Annotated in this window: 6 protein-coding genes; 2 read left to right on the top strand and 4 right to left on the bottom strand. The window is 54.2% G+C overall.

Annotated features, from left to right (window positions below; genetic code table 11):
• Positions 1-196 precede the first annotated feature (196 nt).
• The gene (locus ACTG2S_RS20810) at positions 197-2,236 is read left to right on the top strand and encodes a TonB-dependent receptor (RefSeq protein ID WP_274160661.1); all 2,040 of its coding nucleotides are present in this window, start codon (positions 197-199) and stop codon (positions 2,234-2,236) included.
• Positions 2,237-2,299: 63 nt separating this feature from the next.
• Positions 2,300-2,923, top strand: coding sequence for a PepSY-associated TM helix domain-containing protein (locus ACTG2S_RS20815; RefSeq protein ID WP_201947160.1), 624 nt, complete (start codon positions 2,300-2,302; stop codon positions 2,921-2,923).
• A gap of 414 nt (positions 2,924-3,337) precedes the next feature.
• Here ACTG2S_RS20815 and ACTG2S_RS20820 read toward each other — a convergent pair whose 3' ends face one another.
• From ACTG2S_RS20820 to ACTG2S_RS20835, 4 genes are all read right to left on the bottom strand, one after another.
• Positions 3,338-4,714 (bottom strand): hypothetical protein, encoded by a 1,377-nt coding sequence (locus ACTG2S_RS20820; RefSeq protein WP_274160656.1) that lies wholly within the window; start codon positions 4,712-4,714, stop codon positions 3,338-3,340.
• Positions 4,715-4,779: 65 nt separating this feature from the next.
• The gene (locus ACTG2S_RS20825) at positions 4,780-9,201 is read right to left on the bottom strand and encodes an ATP-binding protein (protein ID WP_274160657.1); all 4,422 of its coding nucleotides are present in this window, start codon (positions 9,199-9,201) and stop codon (positions 4,780-4,782) included.
• Positions 9,202-9,930: 729 nt separating this feature from the next.
• Positions 9,931-10,425, bottom strand: a complete 495-nt coding sequence (locus ACTG2S_RS20830) for a hypothetical protein (protein ID WP_223930607.1) — start codon at positions 10,423-10,425, stop codon at positions 9,931-9,933.
• Positions 10,426-10,843: 418 nt separating this feature from the next.
• Positions 10,844-13,279, bottom strand: coding sequence for a primase-helicase zinc-binding domain-containing protein (locus tag ACTG2S_RS20835; protein ID WP_274160658.1), 2,436 nt, complete (start codon positions 13,277-13,279; stop codon positions 10,844-10,846).
• Between the last annotated feature and the right edge of the window lie 373 nt (positions 13,280-13,652).

A 13,652-nucleotide genomic window follows, 5' to 3' on the forward strand; every position in this document is an offset into this window, starting at 1 on the left:
TTTGCTGCAATGGCTCTGCTTTTCAGCCGAGCTCCCCCGACCGCACAACACGCACCCAAAGCCCCCTCCATTTTCACCTTGCCAGACAAATGAAAATCAATATCATTGGCATCCCGCTTAAGCGGGTCAGGCTAATTTATAATTAAATCAATATGTTCGAGCCGTCAGGTCGACATCCAAAGAGTCAATATTGAATATGCAGCACCCTCACTTTCGCAGAACGCTGGTCTCGCTGGCACTGCTGGGCACCGGCTTCACTGCCCAGGCCGCCGATGAAACCATGACAGTGGTTGGCAAACGATCCCAGCATCAGGAAGTTGCCACCGCAACCCGTACCAATACGCCAGCCAAGCTGGTTCCCCAGACCATCGACAGCGTCAAGGTCAGCGAGCTGACCGCCTTTGGCCAACCCACATTGAGCGAAGCTCTGGTCGGCATTCCAGGTGTTGATGCAAGCGGTGATACCCGCTTCGACGGCGTCACAATCCGCGGCTTTAGCGCAGGCACGGATTTCTATCTCGACGGATTCCGCGACGACATGCAGTACACCCGGGATCTCGGCAATATCGAACGGGTAGAAGTGCTAAAGGGCCCGGCAGCAGTACTCTACGGACGTGGTAGCAGCGGCGGCATCATCAACCGCATCAGCAAAAAACCGCAGAAAGGGCAGGAGTCCAGCGTCACAGTACGCGTGGGCAGTTACGATTACCAACGCATGGCCGCAGACCTGAGCGCCGAGCCGAGCGAGGCGGTGCAACTACGACTCAACGTCGCTCAGGAAGACAACGACAGCTTCCGTAATGGCGTGCACGGCAGACGTACTATGGTGGCACCAGCCATGAACTGGGATATCACTGATCGATTGAGCTGGCTGCTGCAATACGAACGCAATGAATCGCACCGCACGCCGGACCGCGGTATCCCCGGCCTTAACGGTCGTCCAGCAGATGTGCCACGTGACGCCGTCTATAGCGATTTACGGCGTGACTACATCAATGATCTGGCACAGTCGGCACGCTCTCGCTTCACTTGGGATGTAAACGACGACTGGCAGGTGCGCCAGCAACTGAGCCTGATCGATCTCTCGAGCCAGTTCGACAATACCTACATAACCAAAATGGAAGGTGAGCAAATAACTCGAACTCGCTGGCAGCAAGATTTACAAACCCGCAATCTCGCCTCCAGTCTTGAGGTCGAAGGACACCTGCAGAGTGGCCCCATTGCCCACACCCTATTGGTCGGCACCGATCAGGGGTGGCAGGAGCGTTATCCCAAACTATGGAGAAGCCCTGAACTTAAATCTTTCAACCTTTACAACCCTGAGGCCCTACCGACCTATGACGGCAAGATGTCCCCCTCCTCGGACAAGCGCAGTAAAGTGCGTAGCACTGGCACCTATGTGCAGGACCAGCTGACTCTAGGCGACTGGCAACTATTACTGGGTCTGCGTTATGACCACTTCGAGGTCAATAGCCGTGATAACATCAAGAGTTCTGAAGAGACCATTACCAACAGTGCATTGAGCCCACGTGCCGGCTTGGTATGGAGCCCAGTAGAGGAGCACGCCCTCTATGCCTCCTACAGCAAGAGTTTTATGCCTAACGGCGGCGCCCTGATCGGTCTAAATGATGTTGGAAACAAAAACAACAACCTCGATCCCGAGTTCACTCGTCAATATGAAACTGGCGTTAAGAGCGACTGGCTGGATGGTCATCTGGCCACTACTCTGTCGTTCTACCGCCTCGAGATGTACAACAAGCGTCGTACAGACCCCAACGACAACAAAACAGTTCTCCTGACTGGCCTGCAACGTACCGACGGTATCGAACTCAGTACACGAGCTCAGCTGAACGACGAGGTTTATCTCCGCGGCGGCATAGCTCTGCAAGATGCAGAAATGGTGGAAGACTCCATCAATAAGGGTAATCGCCCAAGCAGCGTATCACGCCTAAATGGCGAACTGTTTGCCGGTTATCAGCAAGGAAAGCTCGGCTGGTTCGGCGAGAGCGGTGTTACCGCTGTGGGTGATCGCTTTGCTGACAATGCCAATACCACGGTGCTCCCCGGCTATGCTCGCGTTGATGCCAGAGCAGGTTATCGCTGGCAACATTGGGAAGCGCAGTTCGGTATGGAGAACCTGTTTGACACTCACTACTACGTAAGTGCTACCGGCGCCTCTCAGATCATGCCCGGCTCCCCACGGCAGGTTAATTTGACTACGTCCTACCGTTTTTGATCCAGTGACAACCACCCCGACTGGCCAGCCCTTGCTGGCCAGTTTTTTTATGAAGCAACCAAGATGAAACGCAGAAGAGTTCCCCTTCACAACAACAAATGGGTACGCCGCCTCCATGCCTGGGCCGGTTTTTTTACCCTCGCCCTGATGCTGATGTACGGCATCACCGGCCTCTGGCTGCAACACCGTGCCGTGTTGCCCATCCCCGGCCCCCACACCGACAAATCGAGTGAAAAGATAGTGCTGGAGGCGCCGTTCGCCAGCCCGGAGCAGCTGAAAAGCCTGCTGCAACAGCGCTATCCCGATACCTTTGCCGACGGACGAACCATGATCACCCCGGCCCAGACCCTGCCCACCCCGAACGGCCCGCTCACCCTGCCCGCCAAGTGGGAGATGCGCGGCGTCACCCTCAGTCAGAGCGTGGCCGCCAGCTATGTTGAGGGTACCCTGCTGGTACATACCGACCTGCAGCAAGCCAACTTTGCCGCCAGCCTAAACCGGCTGCACCGCGGCATGGGTACCGGCCTCGGCTGGCAGCTGTTTGGCGATATCGCCGCCCTGGCTCTGCTGCTGCTGGCCCTCACCAGCCTGTTTATGTGGACCAAGCTGCACGGCACACCCAGAGCCATCATCGCGCTGACACTCGCTGGCAGCCTCGGCACCCTGCTGTTTGCCCTGCTGGGGTAACGCAGCAACCATGATCTGATGCAGCAAGGTTTGGAAAGAAAACCGCAATAGAAACAGGCCGCTGGCGGTGATGCCGGCGGCCACATCAAGAAAAGGAAATAACGGAGAGCGGGAAAAGAGAAGGGATATCAAGAGGTAACGGGAAGTACTGCCAGCTCAACAGCAACGCTCCAACACGCAGGAACGCCAAAAAACAAAAGGCCATCATTGCTGATGGCCTTTTGTCATGAATTTGATGGTCGGGGTCGGACTCGAACCGACACGGTTATTCACCGGCGGATTTTGAATCCAGAAACTGCGGTTTCACAAGGATAGTACGAGTCGTAATACCTTGAATCAAGAGGCTTTGAGTTATCTCTAGTTTGCTGTGAGTGAGGCGGGTTTTCACACTTTGCACATTTTTACCCACCGAAATCACATGAACACTACTCCCAAGCTCAGCGTCTCGTCGAAATGGCCAAAGGAGCCCTCTCGGCGAAGTGTGCGTACACGCCAGAAGTAGAACTGCCGTATATCTTGGTCTGCTACATCAAGTAATTCTCGATAGGCTGTACCTCTAGAAACCAGAGCCGTACCGCAATTTCCATCAAACTGCATCGGGCGAACAGGACCCCAACCCGCATTCCAGTAATAAAGGTCAGCGACGACCTCATCATCTGATTTGACTTCCAAGTATCCGTTATGAGGTACGACCTCGAGCTGGTCATAGTCAGGCATCGTGGGCAAGAAGAGTCGCCCCGGGTACAGGTCATGTTGCAGGTAGCCTAAACGGTCTATACCGAGTGCCATGGCCAGAGGCCAAGCCCTGCTCTTCTTGTCCGCAACAGCGTAACAGGCGGGCGGAATCAAGACTGTCATCGCACTTAGCGGCTCCAGAGCATAACTGTGAAGCATTTTCCCGCTACTCCAATAGTCTTTCAGATGCTCAGCCAAATTCTCATCCAGAATGCAACCACCTCCCACCTGGTTCCAGCGAATAACAGAGACTTCTATACAACGCTCCATTGAAATTACGATGGGCGACGTGAATGCTATCAGCTCGTCATCAGGACTTTCGGCTTGTGCCCGTTCAACTAGGCTGCGGACAGCAGAACCCATTGCCTCGTGGTCACCGTCAAAGTCAGTTGGACCAGGAAACCACGATGGACGCTCTGGTCTGAGCAACGCAAGCGTCGGGTGAACAGGCAAGGCCAACAGAGCCATTCTTTCCGCCCGACCTGGAGGCATACTCCAAAATGCTTTGGCAACCGCCAGCGTGCGGAGGTAGGCGGAAATCATACGCATGGCAGCCCGAGACGAGATGTGGCCGATGAACCCGTCGCCCAGAGGCCGTGAAAAATACCAAGGGTCACCCTGAAAAGGAGCATCTGGGTAGGCGCTCCTGTTAACAGACCACTCGAAAGCCATCTGGCGAACAAATGGAAGCCCCGTGGTGCGCTCAATGTTCTCCATAGAGGTGCGGAAGATCCGAGGAAGGTCCGCCCCTTGCACACCGTTGAAATCCTGTGGAATAACGAAGCCCTCGGGCACTTCTTCCAGACCGGTGATAGGGACATCAGTCCATAGTCCAAGACTTTCCAGCAACAACGCTGATAGGATGGACGGCTTAGGAATGCTTTGCGCCAATTTCGGGTTTGCCTCGTAACGATGCATCTGCGCCGCTATCCAGAAGACGCAAAGCGCCTCCACCACCTCGGCCTCAAGCTTACGTGAGCGCAGAAACTCAAGTAGCGAAGCCTCCGTTGCTGCTTTAGATACCTGCTCACCCAGCCGAGCTGCAAGCTCTTGCATGGTCCACCACCTTGTAGCGGTTGACGGCCAGCCGAGCCTGGCGATGAGGATGCTAAGGTCGTCCATCATTTGCCCATCGTCCTCGACACATCAAGCTTTCCTGCCCAACGCGGGCGCTCGAGCGGAAGGGTTCGGGTGTCTTCACGCACGCAATTGACCATCACTTCGGCAAACCTCACGGCATCTGCCAAGCGATTTTGTCGCACATAGAAATAGACCATCAGATCCTTCGGTGCTAAACGCGGCGGCTCTGGCTCACCAAACACACCGTAAGTGGTTGCAGCGACAAATTCGTCACACCGGCTCAGGAAATGTTTCACGACCATATCCAGCCGTTTGCAGGTCTTTGTTTCCTCCTCCATATAGCTCATCCACGCACCATTTTGGATATGCGCCTGGACCAAATACTTCCACGCAACTTTTAGGCCGCTCAACTTGCGTCTCGTCTCAAAGGCAAGGTCATACAATTCGAGAATGCCCTTTCTCCGTCCCTCATCTGACATAAGCAAACTGTCCAGCACCGCGAGTAGACGCTTGCCATGCCCAGCCTGCTCCCAATGCTCATACCAAACTCGGAGCAGCTTATTCTTCTCGTTGTAACTGTCTGACAAGCTCGCCAATAGTTCCTCCAGTTGTTCAGGCGCAAATGTAGTGACGTCACTGGAATAAGGTTTGCTGTCAATGTTATTGCTTGGTGAATCAGTATGTTGCAACACGCCAACATTCCAGCCGACATGTTCCCTAAGAACACTTAACCGCTCCGCGGCACCATCCAGGCCATCGCGTTCGAGCCGCATCAACTCGTCCTGAATCTCGGGGTGTACCCCCGTGCGCATGAGCGCATCAAGCGGCCAGCCTTCCTTTACACCCTGTTGTACATATGCCCGCAAACTGTTCTCCGCGTGCGACCAATCGCCTGCGTGCGTATGTTCCTCATACTTTTCAACCAAGGCTGCTGGGCACAGCTTTGCCAGCAGGCAGTCCGCTGCTGCAAGTAGGTGTCTTGTGCCCTTCCCGTCTGTGTAGTCCAAAACGTGGTGAATTTGGGGCGAGAGTAAACTGAGTAGCCGTCTAGCGTCATCTGGTGAGGCATCCACTAGGTACTCAATTGCATCGAGCGTGTTACTTAACGTTGGGTCCTTACGGTGCCCATAACCAGTCGTCAGCTCCCAGACCTGTTTGCAGAGCTCCCGTGCGTCAACGTTTAATCCATGGGTCAAAGCGATGCCACACAACTGCAGAGGCGTCTGCAGATGAACACTTGTCTCCTCACGGATATCTGCATCCAGCAGGACGCGTTGAGAATGAACGAAAGCAGCTGCCGCTTCATCACTCATCCTAGTCAGCAATCCTGCCGCGTACTCTGCGCGGAAGGATGCACTGTCAAACCACTCGGATGTGGCTGCAGCAGCTAAGGTCGCCTCGGTAATCGCCACATCGTCACGGTTGAAGAGTAGGCAACTGCCGAGTCGAATGTCGCAGGCAACACGATGCAACCCGGCTCTGAAGTCTTCTGCTGCTGAGCTTGCGTTGTAACCCTGCCTGAAATGCCTGAACATAACCGGCTTGAGCAGTTCGAATATCTCATGAAAGTCCACGAACTCTCCTTGCCACCAACGCCCTGCAATTTGGTCTGCAATCACTGAAAGAGCATCAAGAAAGTGACTGATGTTGTTCCTGTCCTCATAGTGTGGGGCCCTCACGAACTCGAAGGCATTTTGCCCATCGGCTCTCGCGCACAGACTGACGTGGACACCACTAAAGAACCAATGGTGTACGAGCGTAGTTAGATCGTCTTTACGTTCGTAGAAGTTACCCCTGAGCCACACGAGCGGAATAGGCTCATTTAGAGGCTTCGAAGTTCGCTTACAAGCAGCCTCCACCGCTGCGACAAAGGGGGTTCGTCTCAGTTTGCTGAAGTCATCGTGGTCGACAATGCTTACTCCGGCCGTTGCTGCCGCACGAACGCAGAAGTCACTTAGCACACTCGTGTCCAAATCAGGTTGCAAAGAAATCGCGGCCTCCATCAAGTCATCAAGGTAACCGTCCTCAACCAGCATTCGTGCTCTTGGCATCCATACGATGGTGCTGTTTTCTCTAACTAGTTGGACAAACGCCTCTGGGGTCGCCCCGATAGCCCCAAGGCGCGTGAACGCATCGACCAAAAACTGGAACTCATCAGCCCCCGAGTTGGATGAATACCGGTTGGAGAAGCGACTAAGGCCTCTAAAACGACGCAGGGTCTCGTCACCACAGGTCTCGGCCAGTACCGTCTGGCCACGTGCCCGCAAGGCTAAACCGAGCGCAGCCACATCCAAGATATCCGTCTCGTGCCGTGAAGCCATGGCCTCTTGGATGACCCCCTCATTGGCCGTCAGCGTCAGGGTAAATGACACCAGCCGGGCTATGTCGTCGCTCTGCATCTGAAATTCGCTGCCGCCAACCATTCGCATCTGCAAGTGTGCAATTCGATATGCGTCCGCAAACGCATGGGTCTCCAGAGCAGCGACCAGTGCTTCGGATAGCAGCGTGTCAAAAAGCGATTCTGGATAGCCCTCCTCTAAACGGAGCATGATCCAGTCGCGGGTTAGCCCACTAATGAGATTTTTGGGATTACCCAGCCTTGCCTGGACTGTCCATAGCCAGTTAACACTAAGAGAAGGTGGCGCTTCAGTTTCCAACCAGCTCGCTACTGCTGGCATCAATTCCTTGATGCGTTCGTCGTAGCCTATGGTCGAACGAACAAAGACCGCCAGACTTTCATGGAAAACCTTCAGGCCAGCGGTTGACGAGTGCAGCAGATGTTCCACTTTGACGACCTCGGGCTGCGCAGTGCGCAACTTCGCAGAGATCTCCCCAAAAGCAGTTTTAGGCCAAAAGAAAGGAAACGCACATACCAATCGCAGTGTGTCCTTGAGACTTGGCGGCAGCGCCTCCCACAGCGACGAGTAGTAGAACTTTGCCTCTTTGGTCATGTCACCCTGTAGCCGCTCGATATTCCAACTATCAAGGGGGCGGCCTGCGTGCTCAAGCTCGGCGGTGGCATAGATGACGTGCAGCGGGTGGCCATTGGTCTTCTTGCGAAGCGCGCTCGCAGTTTCCTGTAGCTGTCGTTCCGACTGCTCCTGATCGTCAAACCGGGTTGAGAGCCTGCCTTCATCAACCGCCTTACACAGGTACGACAGGACTGCGTTTTCAGACATCGCCGGTAACGTTCGCCAACTAGCCTTCGGCGCTACAGCCAAGAGATCCCTAGGTAGTTGAGCGTCATCGACCGGCTGTGTGCCCACTAATAGAACCATGTTCTCCGGGCACGGAATAATCTGGGAAAACACATCGTCCAGCGGACGCTTGTCTGCGTTGTTGATTCGCCAGACGTGGTCTAGGCCGTCCAGAACTAGTACAAGCGGTTTACCCTGCTTCTTGTAGTAGGCTGCGCATGCTTCAAGGAGCCCTCGCAGATCACTGCCGGGCGCATAAGCTTCCGGATGTAGACGTTCGACCTGCGTCTTGAGCGATTGCTCAACCACATAGCTGTGTACACGATCTCTTCCCCGCTCAGTCGTCGAGAGGAAGTAGTGGTGGCGTAGCGTGGGAATTTTCGACTCAGAAAGCTCTTCGCACAGCGCGCTTAAGTATGTGCTCTTCCCACGGCCAGGTGGGCCCGTGAGCACAATTGCTTGCCCAACACCGGCAACAGTGGCTTGTGCAAACTCGAGATGGAATGTCTCGTCAGGCACCTCATATCCGAGCGGCACAACAAAATCTTCCGGTAAGGGCGCCGGTGGTGTTGCCCGCAGGATGGTACGGACCTGATCCAGATAAATCCATCCTTCTGGCGGTGGGGCATTTTTTCGAATCGACCAGTTCAAGGCGACGTTCTTTAGGTTCGTAATTCCCTCAGGTGTGCCGTGTTGGCGCAGTCTCGCATCGATCTCGTGCTCGAGAGATTCGAAGCCCTTATCACTGTGAACGATCTGTAACTGACTGAAGAACGCTTCGCACATCCTCTCATCGCCAAGCTCGGAGAGCACTTCTGTGCGCCGCGGCTCCGGAATCTTGGCGAAGGAGATTTTCCCGCCAACTAAGCACGCCTCAATCTCAGCATCTGGCCGACGATTGGTCTTGAGCGAGAGCGCGCCAATACGCGCCGGTTCCAGTGCGACGAATGCGTCAAACCACTTGCGCAACATCGATCTGGACCGCGAGGTCTTACCGGCCTTTTCCAGCATCCACGTCCAGTCCAATGCATGCACGTTTGGGTTCGGCGTGTACTTGACCTGCTCAAGGTCGACTAGGTCGTCGGGGCGTTCAGCGACGATATCGTCCAGCCCGGTTGGCGCAATGGCATCGTCATCGCACTCAAACTTCACACGGGTATAGCGTGTTGGTGCGTCGAGCCAGTCACACAGGAGTTTCAGTCCCTGCCTAGTTTGGTAGAGATAGCCTGCGGCAGTGATCGCTGTTTTTTTGATTTCATCAGACATAAAGTGGAATCGACAAGAAGGTGGCTCGCACAACTCTGGCTACTTGATATTGTTGCCATATCACTCAGCAATGGAGACTAACTCGCCCCCTCTCAAAGTGAGAGTAGGGCAAGGCAAATGTGACTTTAATGGCACCCTTTTGCAACCACTTCACAGACCACTTGTGATTCGAAGGCGATTGTGGCGATCAGATCACCACCTCCTCCTCAGTTAGCTCGATTTACCTAAACGCGGCCCGATAACAACCCGGAGGCCATCCACTACCACCTTTCGATACGACAAGGTTCAAGGGCACTCTGCAAATGATCACTCGTAACGGGACAAAGGATTTTGCATTTTTGGGGGGACCCTCGAAGAGGCGTGTGCGATCGCCCCTACCTGCAATCTCTTGCCAGGACAGGGCTTGCGGTGAATCAGGAGACTGGTGACTACAAAAAACGATCCTGGCTAGCCAGAAAAGGGATCGCCGATAGTAGAGAAAAAGGATCGTTATGCAAAACGATCGCTTTTAATAAAAACCCTTATTTTACTGTGAGTTACTACGATATTGCCGAGAGTAAGCGATCCTGTTTTTGCACTAGAGCCGTACAGTCAAAAGCGATCGTTTTACCACATTTGGGAATGTAAGCAGGGCTGTAGCCCGCATTCTTATTGGGTTATGCCAACCCGATACCCACACAGGGCAATAATGATCGCCTGTAACACAAAAAGTGATCACTTAGGGGGTGATCACCCCGGGATTTTCTCCAACTCCCAACCCCATGGTTCATTTGGTGCGCCCCTAGGGTATGAGGCAAAACGCCAACCCAACTGCTTCAACACTGTGTTCAAGCGACGAAACACCATCCTGTGATTTGAATGACTCAGGTTGTAGAAATCAGTCAGCTCCTCACAGGTCACGCCGGGGTCTGTTGCGACGACCAGAATATAGGCATGGTGCGGATGCCACTCCATTGCAACGACAAGAGCAGCCAAGTGATTGATCGGCGCCAGCTTGGCTATGGCATGGTCTCGTTCTGCTCGTTCCATCAATCGACGGTTAGACTGCCCGACATTCCGAGCCCAGGCATTACGATACCGAAAAATGTCTTCGACTCCCGGTGCTGGCTTGCACAATCGTTCTAGCTGCTTGCGTTGGCGTTCTGCTCGTTTTTGCTCCTTTAGCCGCTGCTTTTCCTCTTTCGCTATCTCTTTGGCATACCTCTTCAGAATTTCGTCGATCATTCGCTTCTGCTTCACGTTGGGCTTGGTGGATCATCATTGGCTTGGCCCGCTAATCCCCTGAAATGTTTTACCGCTTTTGGTGCCTACCCAGCCTACCCCCGTTGCAGGCCTTACCAAGACTGGCTTGAGGCGTGCAGGGTTCAACATTCAGACCCTACCCATACCCTACCCCGGCACCGTTTGGTTAATCAGAGCAGCCTAGATTTGCAACCAAGCCAAATCAGCCATGACGGTAGGGATAAAGATGACCAGTAGGGTTTGGGTAGGGTTAGAGAATACCCACCCTACCTCTTTATATCCCTTGCCTGGCAAGGCTTTCAGCTGTGCTAGGTAGGGATGGTAGGGTTTGTAGATGAAAGTCCTAGGTATCATCAGGTACAGCGGCCAAGCTCATCATTCTGTCATCACTATGCCGTCATTACTGATCGGCGTAGACCGCTTGGGGTAAGAACATCTCCGCTACCTCGGTCAACATAATGTTGGTTTGCGATTTGCCCTTGATCACCCGACTGCAGTATTGGCGGCCATACTCTTTGGCTGCTGCCTTGAGCGCACGGCTAAAACCTTGAACTGATAGCGGGCGCCCCAGACCGTGGTACTCCATGAAGGCAAGGTAGGCATGATAGAGATAGCGTCGGGGTTCCCGCTTGATCTCCGGATTACCCCCCATCATCAATCCCTTGGGTTCATCCAGAAAGAGCACCATCCCGCAAAGGTCGATCACGGGGTCGGTGGCTCGTTTGATGATCAAGGCATCATCGGAGTTACGCTGTTCCAGCAATAAGTGACGGGCATGCTCAGGTTCGGTGAACTGGGCTAACAGATAGCGGATCACCACCGGCAACTCGGCGGCAATCTTGTCTCCAAGCAACGGGTCTTTATCCGCTTCGGCCACAACCCGGTCAAAGGTAAAGATCACCCTACGTCGGGATATTCCCCCATTGCGTTCAGTAATGACCATAGGCTCGTTATTGGTGGCCAGCACAACAGCCTGAATGACAGTGGCAAATTGTTTCTCATACTTCCCATCGATCTCGACCAAATCGCCCCCGGTAATGGCCTTGATGCCACTGCCATCACCGATGTATTTGGGCTGGTCAGGCAGCACAATCAGCCGTTTATCGACAAACTGGTAGCGACTTTTAGCGTGGTCCAGTGAGGCCATGTTGCCGGAGCCAGTGTTCCGTTTTCCACCAGCTAACAGGATTGCCACATTGGCAAAGATGCTCTTGCCGCTGCCCCCCTCACCGGTAACCTCAAGGAATAGCTGCCAGTCATAACGGTTTGCCAGCACCATATATAAGGCGGCATTGATGCGAGCCATCTTGGCGGCGTTGTTATCGACTGCGTGAGATAACCACCTAGTGAAGTTGGGGGCATCCCGCTCGAGACATTCATCAACGAGTGGCGGAGCATAGTTGATGCCGTTGTGAGTGAGCAGCCCATTGCTGGGCGAATGTGGCCGAAACTGGCGAGTTGCCATGTCATAAACCCCATTAGCAAAGCCGATCAGCTCTTTGGTTGGCTGGCCCATGGTTGGGATCATCAGCTTCATAGTGGAAACTGTGGTGGCAATACTTTTGTCACTGAACGGAACTCCATGCTCGGTAAAGATGGCAGCCATTTCGCGGCGCAGTTCTGTATCTGTCCATGGTGTCCATAGGCCACCGTCATAGCGATAGACACGCTCGGCCTCAAGGCTGATAGCAACTTGCCCCAATCGTTCAACCAGTAGTGCAGCCCGCTGACTAGCACTCATTTTGTCGATCATGGTGGCTGGTGGCTCATGCTCCCGTTCCTCGATCTTCCTGGATGCCTCTCCCTTCTGGCTGGCGTTTTGACTTTGGCTGACCGCCAGTCTGGTGCTAGCGCTCATGATGGCCTCTTGTGTCTTGCTCAGCCCATGAGCTTGGTGGTAATCGTTCCAATCCCCGGCCTCTGGTGGAAATATTGCACGCCCTCCCACAGCCAGTGCTGCTTGCTCAGTCTGGTGCTTAGTGGAGTCGTTACGCTGGCCTGTTGCGTTATCCAAATCGTGATCACCACAGATGATGATTTCGGCGTCTGGGTTCTGACTTCTAGCAATCTCAGCCACGTTCATCAGATTGTTGGCACTCATCGCGCAATAGACTGTTGCCCCTGTCGCCTGCTGGACTGATAGACCGGTGGCGTAGCCTTCCACCACTGCCACCAGCCCCCCACCATCAATGCGATGATATACACCAGCCTTGCGGCCACCACCCAAGGTGTGTTTCAAACCATCTTCGTTGCGAATTAGCTCCACGTTCACCAGATTCCCTGCTCCATCGAGCAAGGGAACAATCACGCTACCGACAGGGAACACCTCACCGTTTATCGTTTCTTTGGTACCGCTGATCGCGCTCTGGTGTTCCGCAAAACCTTTCCTTGATAGGTAGGCGCTACCACAGCCACGCGAATGAGCATTCATGATGCGGCAGGCGCGTGCAGCAGCTTTCCTGTGGCCATCTTCCCGCTTTCGGGTTTCCTCTTTGACCTTGACCTGTTGTTGCTGGTGGATGCGCCCCCGTTCGACAGGATCTAGCCCACCGGCAGCCAACCCCACCATAGGCGCTATCAACTCTGCTGCCTCCATGGGGCTCTTACTCATCACCCGGCATACCAGATCCAAACCATCCCCAGCACCGCACTGGCTACAGATGAAAGTCCCTCGCCCTTCCTTGTCATCGAGTCGAAAGCGATCTTTGCCGCCACAGGCAGGACAGGGGCCATGCTTGCCATGACGAGGAATATGGAGACCAAGGCCCGCCAGCAAATCGGGCCAGAGCCCTACAGCAGCGGCTGCTACATCAGAAACAAACCTTACAGTGCTCATTCCTCGCCCCCAACCAGAGCGGCTACCAGCTCATTGAATGCCCGGTCATCTAAGCCCGCCTTCATTTGGCGAGCATAGGGGCGAGTTACAACAGCAGCAGCCCCTTGGCTTTGCGCTATAAATGCGGATCTCGCTTTTCGGCTGCAAAAGGCACTCAATACTCCGACACGGGAGCGTTTGCCGGTTCTGGGATTGGGTGGTCCATAGAAGGTTTCAGCCTGGCTATCAGCGGCCCATGCAAAATAGATCATCGCTTGCCCTCCGAATCAGAAGACGAAACACGGATCTCGGCCAGCAAGCCTTGATGGCCTTTATGGATTAATAAGTGAACTTTCATGCTAAAATTACCTCGCACTCACTGGCTCCTTGGTCT

The organism is Aeromonas sp. 82P (assembly GCF_051919365.1).
Classification (GTDB): domain Bacteria; phylum Pseudomonadota; class Gammaproteobacteria; order Enterobacterales; family Aeromonadaceae; genus Aeromonas; species Aeromonas veronii.

Coding starts and splice junctions, on each gene's coding strand:
- ACTG2S_RS20810 (WP_274160661.1), top strand. CDS start 197: ATGCAGCACCCTCACTTTCGCAGAACGCTGGTCTCGCTGGCACTGCTG.
- ACTG2S_RS20815 (WP_201947160.1), top strand. CDS start 2,300: ATGAAACGCAGAAGAGTTCCCCTTCACAACAACAAATGGGTACGCCGC.
- ACTG2S_RS20820 (WP_274160656.1), bottom strand. CDS start 4,714: ATGCAAGAGCTTGCAGCTCGGCTGGGTGAGCAGGTATCTAAAGCAGCA.
- ACTG2S_RS20825 (WP_274160657.1), bottom strand. CDS start 9,201: ATGTCTGATGAAATCAAAAAAACAGCGATCACTGCCGCAGGCTATCTC.
- ACTG2S_RS20830 (WP_223930607.1), bottom strand. CDS start 10,425: ATGATCGACGAAATTCTGAAGAGGTATGCCAAAGAGATAGCGAAAGAG.
- ACTG2S_RS20835 (WP_274160658.1), bottom strand. CDS start 13,279: ATGAGCACTGTAAGGTTTGTTTCTGATGTAGCAGCCGCTGCTGTAGGG.